This is a genomic window from Streptomyces sp. JLBT605 (genome assembly GCF_058215555.1).
The window spans coordinates 6,939,911-6,956,510 of record NZ_CM177087.1; the positions used below are offsets into that span (position 1 = coordinate 6,939,911).

Sequence of the window (16,600 nt, forward strand, 5' to 3'; positions counted from 1 at the left end):
GGTCAGCCCTCCTGCGGGAAGGTCGGGGAGGTGGGAGCCGCGGCGGCGAATTCCGTCTCGGCCGTCGTGAGAGCGAAATAGGCCTGCTCCAGACAGGCGCGTTCGTCGGCCAGTTCGAGAACGGGGACGCCCTCCCGGGCCGCGACGGCCCCGACCTGCTCGGCTGTGGCGCCTTCGACCACCCATCGGCCGTCCTCGCCTTCCGCGACCGCGTGGCCCTGAGCCAGCAGCGCGGCCCGCAGCCGGACGGGATCACCGGTGCGCACATGTACGCGCGCGTGGCCGGACATCGAAGTGGTGGGCGAGGCCGCCGACGGAGCCGCCGTGATCCCCCTGGTACGGCAACGACGCCCCGACGTCGTCGTCATGGACGTACGCATGCCGCTGATGGACGGCATCGAGGCCACGCGGACGGTGCTGCGCACGGTCCCGGACCCGCCGAAGATCGTGGTGGTGACGACCTTCGAGAACGACGACTACGTGTACGGGGCGCTCCGCGCGGGCGCCGACGGCTTCCTGCTCAAGCGGGCACGGCCGGCGGAGATCGTGCACGCCGTACGGCTGGTGAGCGAGGGCGACTCCCTGCTCTTCCCCGCGGCGGTGCGGCAGTTGGCCGCCTCCTACGGCCGGGACCACGGCAACGCCGCGGCCCGGACCACCATGGAGCGTGCCGCACTCACCGAGCGGGAGGGGGAGGTGCTGCGTCTCATGGCGCGCGGCCTGTCGAACGCGGAGATCGCCGCGCGCCTGGTGGTGGGGACCGAGACCGTCAAGTCGCACGTGAGCTCCGTACTGGCGAAACTCGGCGCACGGGACCGCACTCAGGCGGTCATCGCGGCGTACGAGTCCGGCTTCGTCTCCCCGGGCTGAGGGGCGGGCGGCGACCGGCGCCCGTCTTCGGCAGCAGCGGTGGGGGTGACGGCGGTCAGCCGGGGAAGGCGTACACGGTGCCGGCATGCGCCACCGGCTCCGCCGCGCTCTCGGTGGTCACTGTGATGTCGACGAAAGCCAGCCGCCGACCGAGTTTGGTCACCCGCGCCGTGATGAGGGCGTCCGCGTCCATGACCGGGCGCTGGAAGGTCGTGGACTGCTGGACGGTGGTCATCGGGCCGTAGCCGCCGCGCGCGGCCGAGACCGCGATGACGCTGGCGGTGTCGGCGGCGGCCATCAGCGCCTGGCCCGACATCGCGCCGCCTTCCCGCGCGAGCCGCTCCGACCAGGGCAGCCGCAGGACGGCATGCCGGTCGCCGGTCTCCACCACGATGAGGCCCAGATCCCGCACCCAGGGCGCGAAGTTGTCGGCGAGGATTTTGTTGGCGTCTTCGGCGGTCAGCGTCACAGCGCCATTGTTCACACCGTCGGAGGCCCGCACCAGACCCGCGCCGAACGGTCCGGTGCGGTGGCCTGCGTGCCCCCCGCCCCTGCTGTTCGTCCCTGTCGGCCGACGAGCGGCCGGCAGGGACGAAAACGGGCTCAGGCCAGGTCGAAGCGATCGAGGTTCATCACCTTGTCCCACGCCGCCACGAAGTCACGCACGAACTTCTCTCCCGCGTCCCTTGACCCGTAGACCTCCGAGACCGCTCGGAGCTGGGAGTGGGAACCGAAGACGAGGTCGACGGCCGTGGCGGTCCACCTGGCCTCGCCCGTGGCGCGATCCCGGCCTTCGAACACGTTCTCTTGCGAGGCCGACGCCTTCCACTCGGTGCCCATGTCGAGCAGGTTGACGAAGAAGTCATTGGTCAACGTCTCCGGCCGGTGGGTGAAGACGCCGTGCGGGGATCGCTTGAAGCCGGTGTTCAGGGCGCGCATGCCGCCGACCAGAACCGTCATCTCGGGCGCGGTCAGTGTCAGCAGGTTGGCGCGGTCCAGCAGGAGGGTCTCCGGCGACAGCTTCTCTCCCGCCCGGAGGTAGTTGCGGAAGCCGTCCGCCCTGGGTTCGAGCACGGCGAAGGACTCGACGTCGGTCTGCTCCTGCGAGGCGTCCGTGCGCCCCGGGGCGAACGGGACGGTGACGTCGTGCCCGGCCTTCTTCGCGGCCTGTTCGACAGCCGCGCATCCGCCCAGGACGATCAGGTCAGCGAGGGAGATCCTCGCTCCGCCGGTCTGCGAGCCGTTGAAGTCCTGCTGGATCCGCTCGAGGGTCCGCAACACCTCGGCCACCTCGGGGAGGTCATTGACCTCCCAGTCCCTTTGCGGCGCGAGCCGGATCCGAGCCCCGTTGGCCCCGCCGCGCTTGTCGGTGCCGCGGAAGCTCGCCGCCGACGCCCAAGCGGTGGTGACCAGCTGGGCGATGGACAGTCCCGAGGCGAGGATCCTGCCCTTGAGCGCGGCGATGTCCGCGTCCCCGACCAGTGCGTGATCGACCTCGGGGACGGGGTCCTGCCACAACTGCGGCTCGGGAATCCACGGGCCGAGGTAACGGGAGACGGGCCCCATGTCGCGGTGCAGCAGCTTGTACCACGCCTTGGCGAACGCCACCGCGAGCCGGTCCGGGTTTTCGTGGAAGCTCTTGGCGATCGGCCCGTAGACCGGATCCAGCTTCAGCGCGAGATCCGTCGTCAGCATCATGGGAGCGTGGCTCTTGGACGGATCATGAGCATCGGGCACGGTGCCCCTGGCCGACGGGTCCGTGGGAGTCCACTGATGTGCGCCGGCGGGGCTCGTCGTCAGCTCCCAGTCATACCTGAACAGGTTGTCCAGGTATCCGTTGTCCCACTCCGTCGGCTTGGAGGTCCAGGCGCCCTCAAGCCCACTGGTGAGCGCGTCGGCGCCCTTGCCGCTGCCGTATGTGTTCCTCCAGCCGAGTCCTTGCTGCTCGATGGGGCCGGCCTCGGGTTCCGGGCCGATATACGAGGCATCGACCGCGCCATGGCACTTGCCGAAGGTGTGGCCGCCGACGATGAGCGCAACCGTCTCCTCGTCATTCATCGCCATACGCCCGAATGTCTCGCGGATATCCCTGGCGGCAGCGATGGGATCCGGGTTGCCGTTGGGCCCCTCCGGATTGACGTAGATCAGTCCCATCTGCACGGCACCGAACGGACCGGCGAGTTCCCTGTCACCGCTGTAGCGCTCATCTCCGAGCCAGGTGTCCTCGGGCCCCCAGAAGATCTCCTCGGGTTCCCAGATGTCTTCTCGGCCGAAACCGAACCCGAACGTCTTGAAGCCCATCGATTCCATGGCACAGTTGCCGGCGAAGACCAGGAGATCGGCCCAGGAGATTTTCCGGCCGTACTTCTGCTTGACCGGCCAGAGCAGACGGCGCGCCTTGTCGAGGCTCGCGTTGTCCGGCCAGCTGTTGAGCGGGGCGAAGCGCTGCGCGCCACTGCCGCCACCGCCCCGGCCATCGGCGATGCGGTACGTTCCCGCGGCATGCCAGCTCATCCGGATGAAGAGTGGCCCGTAGTGGCCGTAATCGGCGGGCCACCAGTCCTGGTCCATCGTCATCAGCTCGAAGACATCCCGCTTCAGCGCATCGACGTCGAGGGTCGCGAACTCCTTCGCGTAATCGAAGTCCTCACCCATCGGATTGGCGCGGGGCGAGTGCTGGTGGAGAACCTGAAGGTCCAGCTGATTCGGCCACCAGTCCCGGTTCGCCTTGGGGCGAGTCGACGTGGGGGCCGGGGAGGGGATTGCCGGGTTCTCGCTTTCGCTGCCGGACACGTCCGTCCTTCTTTCTGTCTCGGTGATTCCTTCTGCTGGCTGCTGCTCTTGACGTTGTGTGACTTACCGGTGTCGAGCACTGCTACCCGCGCTCGTGTTTGCGCCTGTGTCGGCGTCCGTATGGTCGCGCACCGCACACCGCACCGCTACGAGAACACGCAGAGCGCCCCGCGTAACAAGGACTCAAAATCCACGTGCTCGGCGGCTTGACTCAATGCTTGCCGACCATCCCGGCCTCCGCACCATCTGGGAAATGGCTCGCGATCCGAGTACGGGACATTGGGGTAAAGCCCACCATCAGGGTGACGAGACCTGCCTGCTCGCGCGGGGGCGAGAGGCCCTAGGATCGCGAGCATGGCCCTGATCATGAGTGACGTCGACCGGTTCGAGGCTGCCAGGCCCCGGCTGGAGGCCATTGCCTACCGGCTGCTCGGCTCGGCGAGCGAGGCGGAGGACGCCGTGCAGGAGACGTTCCTGCGCTGGCAGGCGGCCGACGTCGAGCGGATCGAGGTGCCCGAGGCCTGGCTGACGAAGGTCCTGACCAACTTCTGCCTCAACATGCTCACTTCGGCACGTGCCCGGCGGGAGACGTACGTGGGAAGGTGGCTCCCCGAGCCGCTGCTCGCCGGGGACCCGATGCTCGGCCCGGCCGAAACCGCCGAGCAGCGCGAGTCGGTGTCCTACGCCGTCCTCGTCCTGCTGGAGCGCCTGTCGCCCAACGAGCGGGCGGTGTACGTGCTGCGTGAGGCCTTCGACTATCCGCACCGCGAGATCGCCGAGATCCTGGACATCACCGAGGCCGCCGGCCAGCAGCTCTACCACCGGGCCAGGAAGCACGTCGCGGACGGCAAGGCGCGCACCAAGATCGACGAGGGCGCCGCCCGCAGGATCGTCGAGGAGTTCCTGGCCGCGGCGACCAGCGGCCGCACCGAACCTCTCGTACGCCTGCTCACGCAGGACGCCGTCTCGGTCGGGGACGGCGGCGGGAAGATCCCGGCCCGCGCGAAGGCCTTCGAGGGCGCGCTCGCGGTCGCCACGTTCCTGCGCGGCCTGTTCAAGCCCGGCAAGGCCAAGCGAGCCCATGTCGGCGGCGTGCCCGAGATCTACGCCACGACCGCCAACGGCGATCCCGCCATCGTGGCGGTCGTGGACGGCCGGGTCGTCGGGATCAGCTGCCTGGAGGTCACCGCGGAGGGCATCGCCGCGGTCCGCAACCAGGTCAACCCCGACAAGCTCGTCCGCGCGACCGAGCAGTGGGCCGCCGCGGACCACGGGGATTCGCTCTACACCCTCTGATCCGATGTGACGTGCTTCACCTCCTGATCCTGTCAGGAAACGCAGGGCTGCCCGGTTCAAGTGGCGAAACCGCGCAAGACAACGGCGGGACCCTCGCAGACAGGAGCAGGCACATGCAGCACCGCATCGTCGTCCTCGGAGCCGGCTACACCGGAGCCGTCGCCGCCGGCCGCCTCGCCAGGCGGCTGCACCGCGCGGACGTCACCATCACCCTCGTCAACCCCGAGCCCGACTTCGTCGAGCGCGTCCGGCTGCACCAGCTGGCGGCCGGCCAGGACCTCAGGCCCCTGCCGTTCAGCGAGATGTTCGCGGGCACGGGCGTGGAGCTGAAGCTCGCGAGGGTCACCGCCGTGGACGTGGACCGCAAGACGGTGACGATCACCACCGGATACGGCCCCGAGCCGGAGGAACTGGAGTACGACACCCTGGTCTACGCCGTCGGCAGCGGCTGGCACGACCAGGGCGTCCCCGGCACCGCCGAACACGCCCACCAGATCGCCGGCCGCCCCGGCGCCCTCCGCCTCCGCGACCGCCTGGCCGCCCTGGACGCCGGCCGGCCCGTGCTCGTGGTCGGCGGCGGCCTGACCAGCCTGGAGGCCGCGACCGAGATCGCCGAGGCCCGCCCGGACCTCGACGTCGCCCTGGCCGCCCGCGGCGCCCTCGGCGACTGGCTCTCCGACAAGGGCCGCGCCCACCTGCGGAAGGTGGTGGACAAGCTCGGCATCACCGTCCACGAGCACACCACGGTCACCGCCGTGCAGGCGGACGGCGTGACGACGGCCGACGGCCGGACCATCCCCGCCGAGGCCACGGTCTGGACCACCGGCTTCGCCGTCCACCCGATCGCCCAGGCCACCACGCTGCGGGTCACCGACCGCGGCCAGATCGTGGTCGACACCACGATGCGCTCGGTCTCCCACCCGGACGTGTACGCCGTGGGTGACGCGGCCATGGCGATCGGCCCGGGCGGCAAGCCGCTGCGCATGTCCTGCGCCTCGGGCGTCCCCATGGCCTGGCAGGCCGCCGACGCCATCGCCGCCCGTCTCGCCGGCACCAAGGTCCCCCGCGTCTCCATCCGCTACTTCCAGCAGTGCGTCTCCCTCGGCCGCAAGGAGGGCCTGATCCAGTTCGTCACCGCCGACGACCGGGCGGTCGACAGGGCCCTGACCGGCCGGGTGGCCGCCCTCTACAAGGAACTGATCTGCAAGGGCGCGGCCTGGGGCGTAGCCAACCCGACGATGGGCATGCCGTCCCGGCGCCGGCGCGTCGTACGGCAGGAGACCCGGAGCCGTGCACGGGCTTGAGACCGCGTCCTGGAATCGCGAAATTGATCGGTAACGTTGCCGGGCCCCCGGGCGTGAACCCAGTGAGAGCAAGCGCTGCCGGAGTCGGTCCGGCAGCTTCACACAGCTGTGGGCTTCACGTCAGGCCGCACGGTCCACGGGACCGCACGGCCGGGGCGGGGAAGCCGGGGAGAAAAGGGCATGGCAATGAGCAAGAGGATGACCCGCGTCAAGCTGATGACGGCCGGGGGCGTGGCCGCCGCGCTGGTGTCGCTGACCGTGGCGGCGATGCCGAGTTCCGCGTCCGAGGCGGACCGGTCGGACCGGCAGCCGGTGGCGGCACAGGCCGCCGACGCCAAGGCCAAGGCCGCCCAGGGCAAGACCAGGCAGGCGTTCCCGGAGAAGGTGTCCGGCAGCCCGTCCTCGCCGCTGACCAGGGTGAGCGACTTCTTCGGCGCGTACATCGACGCGAGGAAGGACGCGAAGAACGTCGAGGGCAGCGGCGCGCTGTCGACCGTGCTCCGCAGGCACTACCTGTCCCCGGGGCTGGACAAGACGCTGATGGACTGGGAGCGGCGCAACAACGCCGATGGTGTGCTGCGCTCGCAGAACGTGCCGGTGAAGTGGACCGTCACCGACAACGGAAACGGCGACAACTACTCCGCCGTAACCACCCTGACCTGGGGAGACGGCACCAAGACCAAGCTGTCCGTGCTCGCCTCCCACGACGCGAAGACGATCCTCTCCATAGAGCCGATCGACTGGTGACCACCAGGCGGTGAGCCGGCGGGGGCGGGCCCGCCCGCCCCCGTCCGGCCACACGCGCTAGGTCGCGGAGTTGCGGCGGCCGCCTCGACGGTCGGAGCCGCGGCCGCTGGTGCCTGCGGCGCCGCCCGTGGCTCCGCCGGCCGCCGACCGTCGGCCGGATCCACGGGCACCCTTGCCGGCGGCAGCGCCGGTCCTCGCGCCGGCCGCCGCCTGGCGGCCGGCGCCGCGGCCGCCTTCGCCGGCGGCACCGGCCGCGGCCCCGCGGGATCCCGCCCGGCGGGCAGAGCCGCGCCTGCCGCCTCCGGAGGCGCCACCAGCGGCTGCCGCATCGGCCGTGGCCCGGCGGTCCGAACCCCGGCCAGCGGCCCCGGCGGCAGCACCGGTGGCCGCCGCCCCGGCTCCGCCGCCGTTTCGGCGTCGGCGGCGGGACCGCTTGCCGGGCTCGGTACCGTTCTTCCCTTCGGCGCGGGACGCCGTCGGCGTCGCCGGGGTGGGGACCTCGATGGTGACGGCCACGCCGGAAGGCTCGCGGGCGCCGGTGATGGTGACCAGTTCCGCGGCACTCGAGGTGATGCGGGCCGTCCGGGGGCGGATGCCCGCGTCCGACATGAGCTGGGTGACGTCCCGCTTCTGGTCGGGCAGGACCAGCGTGACCACGCTGCCGGAGCCGCCGGCACGGGCCGTGCGGCCGCTGCGGTGGAGGTAGTCCTTGTGGTCGACGGGGGGATCGACGTTCACGACGAGGTCGAGGTCGTCGACGTGAATGCCGCGGGCCGCGACGTTCGTCGCCACCAGCGCGGTCACCTCGCCGCTCTTGAACTGCTCCAGGGTGCGGTTCCGCTGCGGCTGGGAGCGGCCTCCGTGCAATGCCGCCGCGCGGACGCCCGCGGCCAGAAGCCGCTTGGCGAGCCGGTCAGCGGACCTCTTGGTGTGGAGGAAGAGGATGACCCGGCCGTCACGTGCCGCGATGCGCGTGGTGACGGCCTTTTTGTCGGTCTCGTCCGGGACGTGGAGCACATGGTGCTCCATGGTGGTCACCGCCCCTGCCGACGGGTCCACGGAGTGCACCACGGGGTCGGTGAGGAACCGCTGCAGGCGGTCGATGTTGCGGTCCAGGGTGGCCGAGAAGAGCATGCGCTGTCCATCGGGCCGCACCTGCTGGATCAGCTTGATGATCTGCGGCAGGAAGCCCATGTCGGTCATCTGGTCGGCTTCGTCCAGCACCGTGATGCGTACGCTGTCGAGCACGCAGTCCCCGCGCTCCACGAGATCGTTGAGCCTCCCGGGAGTGGCGACGAGTACCTCGGCGCCCCGCTGGAGCACAGCGGCCTGCTTGGTGATGGACAGCCCGCCGACCACGGTGGCCAGCCGGAGGTTCACCGCCGTCGCGTAGGGGGTCAGCGCGTCCGTCACCTGCTGGGCGAGTTCGCGGGTGGGCACCATCACCAGGGCGAGGGGTGCCTTGCGCTCCGCGCGCAGGCCGGCCGTGCGGGCCAGCAGCGCCAGGCCGAACGCGAGTGTCTTGCCGGAGCCGGTGCGTCCGCGTCCCAGCAGGTCACGTCCGGCGAGCGCGTTGGGCAGCGTGGCGGCCTGGATGGGGAAGGGGGTGGTCACGCCCTGCGCGGTGAGGGTCTTCAGCAGGCCCCCGGGCATGTCGAGAGCGGCGAAGTCCTCGACGGGGGGAAGTGCGGGGGTCGTGCTCTCCGGCAGCTGGAACTCTCTCGGCGACGACGCGGACGCTGTGCGCGACGGCGCGGACCGGGCCGACTTCTGGGGCCTGCGGGACATGCGGTTGTCTGCCTTCCTGGAAACGGCACAAACCGGGGTCCGCACCAAGACGGTGCGGACCCCGGTGAGCGGATACGCGTCCGGTGATCAGGCGGGGATGATGTTCTCCGCCTGCGGGCCCTTCTGGCCCTGCGTGACGTCGAAGGAGACCCGCTGACCCTCCAGGAGCTCACGGAAGCCCTGGGTCGCGATGTTCGAGTAGTGGGCGAAGACGTCGGGGCCGCCGCCGTCCTGCTGAATGAAGCCGAAACCCTTTTCGGCGTTGAACCACTTGACGGTTCCCTGTGCCATGACTCTTCTCCTTCTGTAGGCAGAGGCCCCATCCGGAGATGCCGGAAAACAAATAATGCGCCTGAAGGAGAAACATTCCCGTCAGGCGCACATGGGTTCATGGGTACCACAACTGCAACTTTCATACCTTAGCACAGCTCGCCGGCCCGTGGCGGAGACGGTGTCGACGAGCTGTTTCACCGGCGGGACGCCCGGCGGAGGCTCGAACGCCCCGTCGATAAGATCATCTCCTCACGCCACACGGAGAGGGGCCCCATGACGAGCGCCGACGACTCGCCGTCCGATGCCCCGGGTGGGCAGCGACAACCGGGAAATGCTGGTGGAAAGATCACCGCCGTCGAGGAGTCGCCGGATGAGCCATACGAAGTCCCGGGCTACCGCACGGAAGTGACGCTCTGGAAGCGCCGGCCGTAGCCGCGTGCGGGCTCGAGCGCCGCTTCCTCTGCGTCGCGGCGCGGCTCTCCTGTCGCCCGTCGGGAGCGCCTTTGACCAGCGGTTTCAAGAAACGGTGAAGAGACAGTTGTTGGACGAGATGGTGTTCCGGAGCGAAGACGTGCCGGCGGCGGACCGGTTCGACTACTGGACCGAGCTCCTGGGCCGTACCCATGCGCCCATGGAGCTGCGCAGCGAGCACGCCGACGACTTCCAGGCCTCCCAGCGCGTACTGGACCTCGGTGCCGTCACCGTGTGGTCCGCCACGTTCCAGCCGCTGGTGTTCCGGCGCACGCCCAAGCTGATCCGGCGATCCGACCCCGAGACGTACCACCTTTCGCTCGTCGTGCGCGGGAGCGGGACGGGCGTGTGGCGGCACCGGGAGACCGAGTACAAGCCGTACGACCTGTTCATCAACTCCTCCTCGCTGCCGAACGACGTCCACAGCGCCGGGGGCCTGGTCCAGACGGTGGCGCTGGAGGTTCCCAAGGCCCTGCTGCCGCTGCCTCGCGACATGGCCGGCCGGATCGTCGGGGCGCCGGTGTCGGCCCGGGAAGGCATGGGTGCCCTGCTGGCGCAGTTCCTCACCCAGCTGACAGCGGACCCGGCCGCGTACCAGCCCTCCGACCGGCCGCGGCTGGCCACGGTCCTGATCCCTCTGGTCGCCGCGCTCTTCGCCCATCTGCTCGAAGCCGGTGACTGCCTGCCCCCGGAGACCCATCGGCGGGCCCTCACCTTGCGCATCCAGGCGTTCATCCGAGAGCACCTGCACGACCCGCACCTCACCCCGAGCAGCATTGCCGCCGCGCACCACATCTCCACCAGCTACCTGCACCGCCTCTTCCAGGACGAAGACGCCACAGTCGGCGCGCGGATACGCCGCCTGCGCCTGGAGGCGGCCCGCCGCGACCTCGCCGACCCGGCGTTCCGCACCACCCCCATCCATGTCATCGCCGCCCGCTGGGGGTTCACCCGCGCGGCCGACTTCAGCCGCGCTCACCGCGCGGCCTACGGCACCACGCCCAGGGATCACCGGCACCAAGCACTCCACCACCATGAGTGAAGAACCAGGAGTGAAGGACACGGAGGCCGGAAGTCCACCCATTGCCAAGGGAAGTGTGGACTGATCGCTAATGACTCTTCGGCGGGATTCCGAGATCCTTGCGAGGCACGCTGGTGATGGTGCTTCGCGGGGGACAGCACCATCCACCAAACGAGAACGGGGATACATGACTGCGAAGCAACGAGACCATCGCAGAGGACGGATCACAGCGGCGCTGGTCGCTCTCTCCTCGTTGATGGCGCTGGTATCGGGCAGTCAGCAGGCGGGCGCCGACAGCCCGCCCGTGATCGAGGACGCGGGCCGGCCGTTCAGAAGCGAGGACGCGTCCGGCTTCGTGCTCCACCCGCGGGAGATACCGGGTGTCAGCGAGGGCCAGACCGCGCGATCGGTGATCGAGGGTGCCGAGGCGAAGGGCGTCGTGACGAGGGTGTCGCCGCTGAGCGTCGCTCAGTCGCGGCAGCACCTCGGGCGCAAGCTGTGCCACACGACCGGGATCAACGGCACGTTCAAGTACAACGGTTTCTGCTGGGATGAGACGGACGACAAGTCCAACGCCTGGGACCCGGCCGGGGGCTGGCATTCGCAGGGCTTCACCGCCTCGCACGACGCGGACCCGAGCGGCACGATCGACGGCCACCATCTGTACATGGCGACCTGGTACTACGGGACCGGCTCCGCGGACGATGCGCGCAACAAAAAGGCCCGTATCTCCATCCTGGAGTCGACCGGCACGGAGTGGAGTTACGGGCACGTGCTGCTCGTGAAGCCGACCGGTAGCCGGGCCAACCCGAACTTCACCTCGGTCAACGACATCCACGCCGACGGCATGGTCTGGTACGGGAACAGACTGTTCGTGGCCAACGGCGGCGAGTTGCAGATCTACGACCTCAACCACCTGTGGAAGGTGAACTCCGTCTCCAAGGGGTCGGGCATATCGGGCGGCACGTCCTCGGCCGAGTACCACCAGTGGGCCCTGCCCATGGTCGCCCGCTACTCGAACCGCACCAAGACCGCTCAGGACAACGCCGACCCCGACGAGCGCAGCAACATGAACTGCACGGGGAAGATCGCCTGCCTGAGCTCCTTGAGCCTGGACCGCAGTGTCTCGCCACCGAGGCTGGTCTCCGGACGCTACGGAGACGCCAAACGCACCGAGCCCGTGGACGTGATCCGCTGGCCGATCGAGCACCTCGGTGAGGGCGGCACGTCCCCCGTCACGGCGACAGCCGCCTACTCGGCTCCCGTCCACGGCTTGCAGGGCGTGGCCACCGACGGCACGTACTACTACATGTCGGCCATGTGCGACACGGGCTACAGGGGAGTCACCGAACCCACCAACATCGACGCCTACTACTGCATCTGGCAGGCCAAGCCGGACGGCACCGTGTCGATCCTCACCCGCGATTCGCCGCTCACCCAGAACCTGTCCTACTCGTTCTCATCGGGCCGCTTGTGGGGCATGAACGAGCGGAACGGCAAGCGCGTCGTCTTCTCCCTGCTGCCGCGGAGGGCCGATGACTACCGGTATCTCTCCAACGACCACAGCAAACTGTGCGCGGGCGTCGGCAGCAAGATCGACGACAGTAGGCCGGTCATCCAGTGGGGCTGCAACAACGCCGAGGACGAGCGCTGGGTGCTGGAAGAGACCAAGGACAACAACGGCAACCCCGCCTACTTCATCCAGAACACCTACTCCGGCAAGTGCCTGGGCAACGGCAGCAGCCTCGCCAACGGCAAGGGACTGATCCAGTACGCCTGCAACGGCAAGGTGGACGAGAAGTGGTGGTACGACCAGGGCACCCACGAGCTGAAGAACGTCTACTCGGGCAAGTGCGTGGGCCTGGGCTCCGCCGGCACAAAGGGCAGCCAGCTCATCCAGTGGACCTGTAACGGCGCACAGGACGAGCGCTGGACCATCTCCAGGACCGCCCCCAACGTTTGACCCGAACACGCGTCTGTGACGGCCCGCCGGGAATTCCGGCGGGCCCTCGCGTCCCCCCGGAAAGATGGAGAGCGACTCGATGAAGCTCCGAAACGCGGGCCGATGTGCCGTGCTCGCAACGCTGGCGTCCGCGATGCTGCCGGGAACGGCCTCCGCGTCTCCGCCCGTGCCCGCGGCCTCCGTCGCCCTGCCGGCCTGCCCCCAGGTGTTCGGACACGGCGGCTACCCGACCAAGGACGCCCCCTGGGAGCGCGACCAGGTCCGGCAGCCCAACAACCCCCGCGCACTCGCCGAGCAGAAGGGCTGGGGCGCGGACGGTGTCGAGGGAGACCTCCAGCTCACCATGGACGGCACCAAGGGGGTCATGTGGCACAACAGCACGACCAATGGACTCTCCGGTTCGCGCAAGGCGATCACGGAGATCCGCTGGGCCGGCGGAGCCGACAGACTCCAGGGCCGGAAGATCACCAGAGGTCCCTACAAGGATGAAACCGTCTACACCTTCCGGGAGTGGCTCGACCGTCTCGACGCACTGAAGCTCGTCGCCTTCGTGGAACTCAAGGGCGAGGCGGAGCAGTCGCTGTTGCACAGCGACGATGCCGTCCGGGACCGTGCGTGGCGTGAGGTCCTCGACCCGATCCGGGAACGGACAGCCTCCCAGGAAATCCTGATCTACACGCGCGACGACCGCCTGCGCCCCGAGCTCGACCGACGCGTCCGCGCCGCGGGCCTGGAGGCGGCGCTGCGCGACCACCCCAAGTGGGTCGACGGGATCGGCTGGGAAGAGCCGCCTCCGGCGGCTTCCGGCAACTACCAGCGATGGCAGAGCACGCTCGCTCAGGGCCCGCGACGCATAGGCACGTCGTGGACCAAGGACTACAAGGCGTGGCTGAAGGGCAAGTGCGTCTGACGCCTGACCCCGCCGGCCCCACAGTGGTTTTCAGATGTTGACGGGCGTGGTTAAGATGCGGGCGATGAAGAACTTCTCCTCGTACGGATTGGGGGAATCGTTCGCGCAAGGTGAGTGCTGATGGCACATCACTCCGCGAACCGGATTCCATCCCGCCTGTTGATGTGGCAGCGCGTGCGTGAGTACGCGGTGCCACCGTCCATGATCGAGACCACGACCGCACGGCGTGCGGTCGGTGACTGGGCCGGGGCCTGCGCCGCCGCCCGGATCGACGTCGATCTCGATCTGCGCGCCGTGCGCGACCGCCACGGCACCGAACTCGTCACCCGGCTCCGTGCGGATCTGCGTCGGCTGGCGCCCGATCTGCTCCGCTGGCACATGCCCCGGATCGCCCCGGACGGGCGGCTCCGGCCCGGCCTCACCATCTGCCTGGCGCGCTACCTGAGTTCCGGCGCCACGCCGCCGCAGCTGGTGGTGCGGACACCCCCGGCCTGGGCGGACGCCGGACAGCGGATGTCCCTGGCACTGTGGGACGGGTCAGGGGAAGGCGTCCTGGGGCACCATCCGCACCCGCACCCCGATCGGCGTTTCCGGCTCGACCTGCACCGGCACCTCTGGGACTGGGAGCGGAGCGGTGAACTGGCGCGGCGTTGCGGTGCGGGCGTGGCACCGTCCACGGCCCCGCCCGGCCTGCCCACCGCACCCGACCGGTCAGTCCTGCCGGAGCGGCCGGACCTGCCAGGTCGGCCCGATCGGCCGACCGCCCACGATTGCCCATGGGCGATGGCGGTCTGGGCCGCCGAGGCGGAGTTGCTGCTGCGGGCCGAGGGGCGCCCTCGCGGAGCCTTCACCGTGCGGCTCGACGCGCGAAACCGCGCCGTGCTCGAACTCGTCGCCCCCGACGACAGCCACGCCCCGACGCTCCGGCCGCTGCGGGAGATGCCGCCGTCGCAGGAAGTCGCAGCCCTTCCGGTGCTCCCGGAGGCGGCGGCCCGGGTCCTTCCGGATCTGGAGCTGCTGCGGGCCGGGCTGGTCACGGCAGAGCAGCTGCATCCGCTCGTCGCCGCGGCACTGGCGGCCTCCGGCTCCACACCGGCGGCCGGTCCCGGGCGCGAGCCCGCGGATCCGCACCGGGTTGAGTGCCGGGGCGAGATCCACCGGATCGCACTGCGGGACGGGGCGCTGACGGCGATCGATCACGACCCGGCACAACTGCGCCGGGAGGAGCTGCTCGTGGCGCTCGGCGGGCCGGCGCTGCCCTGCCTGCGCGCCATCGACGCGGTGCACCGCAACCCGGAGGCACTGCCCGCGGTCCGGGAGCGGCTCCGCCACGGTGACGTCACCGGGGCACTGGCCGTGGTCGAAGGGCTGCTCGGGCCCCGTGCGGTCCTGCGCGACGGGCCGCTCCGGGAGGAACTGGAGTCGGCCGCTGCCCGCCGCATCGACCACGGACTCTTCCGCTCGGGACTGGTCCCCGGGCACCTGGCAGCCGGCGCGGCGGGGGAGGGGAACGCCTCGGACGCACAGCACGCGGAGGCGGGCCACCGTCCCCGGCTCGACCGCCGTACGCCTCCCGCGGCGCGCCGCAAGCGGAGCAGCCGGGCTCGGCCCCGTACCGGCCTGCACCGCTGACCGGATCCCACCGGAACCCCTCAACCACACTGCGCATTCGGCGCCGCACGCCCTCACGACACCCGGGACGGGCCCTCCCGTTCCCCTCTTTCCACCCAGGTGATGCCCATGACCTCCAGCACCCTCCTGCCCGCCCCGCTCCCGGACGCCGGCACCCCCGCCGCTGCCTCCGCCGACGTATGCGGAACCGGCACCCGCCTCGCCCTCGCCGACGACCTCCTGACCCTCCTGCGGACGACCACCACCGAGCCGCGTCCCGACGAGCAGCTCGAAGCGCTCACCCTGGCCGTCGCGGCCGACCTGCCCGTGCTGCTCTGGGGCGAGCCGGGCATCGGCAAGACCGCGGCCCTGACCCAGCTCGCCACCTCCCTCGACCTGCCGCTGACTACCGTGATCGCCAGCGTCCACGAGCCCTCCGACTTCTCCGGGCTGCCCATCGTCGGCGACGACCCGGCGGTGCAGGGGGTGCCGATGGCGCCGCCGCAGTGGGCCGTGGAACTCGTGCGGGCCGGGCGGGGACTGCTCTTCCTGGACGAGCTCTCCACCGCCACCCCGGCCGTCCAGGCCGCACTGCTCCGAGTCGTCCTGGAACGGAAGGTCGGTGCGCTGCAACTCCCCTCGGGGGTACGGATCGTGGCCGCCGCCAATCCGCGCGCGTCGGCGGCGGACGGCTGGGAGCTGAGCCCGCCGCTGGCCAACCGGTTCGTGCACCTGTACTGGGTGCACGACCGGGAGGTGGTGGTGCGCGGGCTGGGCGGCGTCTGGCCCCGGGCGGAGCTGCCCCGGCTGGTGCCGGAGCGGCTGCCGGAGGCGGTGGCTCTCGCCCGGCGCGCGGTCTGCGGCTTCCTGGAAGCCCGGCCGACGCTGATCCACCGGCTGCCGAGCACCGAGACGCGGCGCGGCGGTGCCTGGCCCTCGCCCCGCAGCTGGGAGGCCGCCTTGACCCTGCTGGCCTTCGGCACGGCGGCCTCCGTCTCCCGGGAGGTGCTGGCACTGCTGGTGCGAGGCGCGGTGGGGGACGGGCCGGGGCTCGAACTCATCGCCTACCTGGACCGGATGGACCTGCCGGACCCGGAGTCGCTGCTGGCCGATCCGGCCTCCGCCGAGCTGCCGGTGCGCGGCGATCTGCGTCAGGCGGCGCTGGAGGCGGTGGTGGCAGCCGTCGGGGCGCGGCCGAAACGGGAGCGGTGGGAGGCGGGCTGGGCGGTGCTGGTCCGGGCGCTGGAGACCGGGGCCGCGGACCTGCTGGTCGCCCCGGCGACGGCGCTGGCCGCGCTGCGGCGCGACGACTGGGAGGTACCGGAGGCGATTGAGCGGCTGGCCGGGGTGGTCGGTCTCGCCGAGCGCGCGGACCGGTCGGTGGGGCGGGCCACGGCGGTGGCCGACGCCGGGCGTGCGGCGGAGGAAGGCCGATGACGGGAGCCGCGAAGCGGCCGGGCACGCGCCCGCTGCCGCACCCGATGGCCCCGCCCCCGCCGCCGCGCCGGGTGCGGGCCACGCTGCCGAAGCGGCCGGACGGAGCGGGCGGACCG

The 16,600-nt window shown here is 70.7% G+C and carries 14 protein-coding genes; 9 read left to right on the forward strand and 5 right to left on the reverse strand.

Annotation, left to right across the window (positions count from 1 at the left end):
- Window positions 1–2: 2 nt before the first annotated feature.
- Window positions 3–290 (reverse strand): DUF8746 domain-containing protein, encoded by a 288-nt coding sequence (locus AC4BDD_RS30295; RefSeq protein ID WP_490688676.1) that lies wholly within the window; start codon window positions 288–290, stop codon window positions 3–5.
- Here AC4BDD_RS30295 and AC4BDD_RS30300 point away from each other — a divergent pair.
- Window positions 259–870, forward strand: coding sequence for a response regulator (locus tag AC4BDD_RS30300; RefSeq protein ID WP_490688677.1), 612 nt, complete (start codon window positions 259–261; stop codon window positions 868–870). The genes AC4BDD_RS30295 and AC4BDD_RS30300 overlap by 32 nt on opposite strands.
- A 55-nt stretch (window positions 871–925) precedes the next feature.
- On the opposite strand, the gene AC4BDD_RS30305 is transcribed toward AC4BDD_RS30300, so the two are convergent.
- Window positions 926–1,339 (reverse strand): PaaI family thioesterase, encoded by a 414-nt coding sequence (locus AC4BDD_RS30305; protein ID WP_490688678.1) that lies wholly within the window; start codon window positions 1,337–1,339, stop codon window positions 926–928.
- Window positions 1,340–1,473: 134 nt separating this feature from the next.
- Window positions 1,474–3,663 carry a catalase/peroxidase HPI gene (gene katG, locus AC4BDD_RS30310; RefSeq protein WP_490688679.1) on the reverse strand — a complete coding sequence of 730 codons (2,190 nt, stop codon included), beginning with the start codon at window positions 3,661–3,663 and terminating at the stop codon, window positions 1,474–1,476.
- A 354-nt stretch (window positions 3,664–4,017) separates the two neighbouring features.
- Here katG and sigJ point away from each other — a divergent pair, with 354 nt between their 5' ends.
- The 3 genes from sigJ to AC4BDD_RS30325 all read left to right on the forward strand — a co-directional run bounded on the left by sigJ (window position 4,018) and on the right by AC4BDD_RS30325 (window position 7,010).
- Window positions 4,018–4,959 carry an RNA polymerase sigma factor SigJ gene (gene sigJ / locus AC4BDD_RS30315; RefSeq protein ID WP_490688680.1) on the forward strand — a complete coding sequence of 314 codons (942 nt, stop codon included), beginning with the start codon at window positions 4,018–4,020 and terminating at the stop codon, window positions 4,957–4,959.
- Between the two features lie 113 nt (window positions 4,960–5,072).
- A complete protein-coding gene (locus AC4BDD_RS30320; RefSeq protein WP_490688681.1) occupies window positions 5,073–6,263 on the forward strand; it encodes an NAD(P)/FAD-dependent oxidoreductase in 1,191 nt (396 codons plus the stop codon).
- A 180-nt stretch (window positions 6,264–6,443) separates the two neighbouring features.
- Window positions 6,444–7,010 carry a hypothetical protein gene (locus tag AC4BDD_RS30325; protein ID WP_490688682.1) on the forward strand — a complete coding sequence of 189 codons (567 nt, stop codon included), beginning with the start codon at window positions 6,444–6,446 and terminating at the stop codon, window positions 7,008–7,010.
- 57 nt (window positions 7,011–7,067) lie between these two features.
- On the opposite strand, the gene AC4BDD_RS30330 is transcribed toward AC4BDD_RS30325, so the two are convergent.
- Together AC4BDD_RS30330 and AC4BDD_RS30335 are read right to left on the reverse strand one after the other, a co-directional pair.
- Entirely contained in the window at window positions 7,068–8,798 is a 1,731-nt protein-coding gene (locus AC4BDD_RS30330; protein ID WP_490688683.1) for a DEAD/DEAH box helicase, read from the reverse strand.
- Window positions 8,799–8,885: 87 nt separating this feature from the next.
- On the reverse strand, window positions 8,886–9,089 hold the full coding sequence (locus AC4BDD_RS30335; RefSeq protein ID WP_490688684.1) for a cold-shock protein: 204 nt from the start codon (window positions 9,087–9,089) through the stop codon (window positions 8,886–8,888).
- Window positions 9,090–9,609: 520 nt separating this feature from the next.
- On the opposite strand from AC4BDD_RS30335, the gene AC4BDD_RS30340 reads away from it, so the two are divergent.
- The 5 genes from AC4BDD_RS30340 to AC4BDD_RS30360 all read left to right on the forward strand — a co-directional run bounded on the left by AC4BDD_RS30340 (window position 9,610) and on the right by AC4BDD_RS30360 (window position 16,484).
- Window positions 9,610–10,584, forward strand: coding sequence for an AraC-like ligand-binding domain-containing protein (locus tag AC4BDD_RS30340; protein ID WP_490691980.1), 975 nt, complete (start codon window positions 9,610–9,612; stop codon window positions 10,582–10,584).
- Window positions 10,585–10,819: 235 nt separating this feature from the next.
- A complete protein-coding gene (locus AC4BDD_RS30345) occupies window positions 10,820–12,526 on the forward strand; it encodes an RICIN domain-containing protein (RefSeq protein ID WP_490688685.1) in 1,707 nt (568 codons plus the stop codon).
- Between the two features lie 79 nt (window positions 12,527–12,605).
- Window positions 12,606–13,436, forward strand: a complete 831-nt coding sequence (locus tag AC4BDD_RS30350) for a glycerophosphodiester phosphodiesterase family protein (RefSeq protein WP_490688686.1) — start codon at window positions 12,606–12,608, stop codon at window positions 13,434–13,436.
- 120 nt (window positions 13,437–13,556) lie between these two features.
- A complete protein-coding gene (locus AC4BDD_RS30355; protein ID WP_490688687.1) occupies window positions 13,557–15,068 on the forward strand; it encodes a hypothetical protein in 1,512 nt (503 codons plus the stop codon).
- Between the two features lie 108 nt (window positions 15,069–15,176).
- On the forward strand, window positions 15,177–16,484 hold the full coding sequence (locus tag AC4BDD_RS30360) for a sigma 54-interacting transcriptional regulator (protein WP_490688688.1): 1,308 nt from the start codon (window positions 15,177–15,179) through the stop codon (window positions 16,482–16,484).
- The last annotated feature ends 116 nt before the right edge of the window (window positions 16,485–16,600 follow it).

What these genes read in the sequence shown, in the direction of transcription:
- AC4BDD_RS30295 (WP_490688676.1), bottom strand. Translation starts at nt 290, where the DNA reads ATGTCCGGCCACGCGCGCGTACATGTGCGCACCGGTGATCCCGTCCGG.
- sigJ (WP_490688680.1), top strand. Translation starts at nt 4,018, where the DNA reads ATGGCCCTGATCATGAGTGACGTCGACCGGTTCGAGGCTGCCAGGCCC.
- AC4BDD_RS30320 (WP_490688681.1), top strand. Translation starts at nt 5,073, where the DNA reads ATGCAGCACCGCATCGTCGTCCTCGGAGCCGGCTACACCGGAGCCGTC.
- AC4BDD_RS30325 (WP_490688682.1), top strand. Translation starts at nt 6,444, where the DNA reads ATGGCAATGAGCAAGAGGATGACCCGCGTCAAGCTGATGACGGCCGGG.
- AC4BDD_RS30330 (WP_490688683.1), bottom strand. Translation starts at nt 8,798, where the DNA reads ATGTCCCGCAGGCCCCAGAAGTCGGCCCGGTCCGCGCCGTCGCGCACA.
- AC4BDD_RS30335 (WP_490688684.1), bottom strand. Translation starts at nt 9,089, where the DNA reads ATGGCACAGGGAACCGTCAAGTGGTTCAACGCCGAAAAGGGTTTCGGC.
- AC4BDD_RS30345 (WP_490688685.1), top strand. Translation starts at nt 10,820, where the DNA reads ATGGCGCTGGTATCGGGCAGTCAGCAGGCGGGCGCCGACAGCCCGCCC.
- AC4BDD_RS30350 (WP_490688686.1), top strand. Translation starts at nt 12,606, where the DNA reads ATGAAGCTCCGAAACGCGGGCCGATGTGCCGTGCTCGCAACGCTGGCG.
- AC4BDD_RS30355 (WP_490688687.1), top strand. Translation starts at nt 13,557, where the DNA reads ATGGCACATCACTCCGCGAACCGGATTCCATCCCGCCTGTTGATGTGG.
- AC4BDD_RS30360 (WP_490688688.1), top strand. Translation starts at nt 15,177, where the DNA reads ATGACCTCCAGCACCCTCCTGCCCGCCCCGCTCCCGGACGCCGGCACC.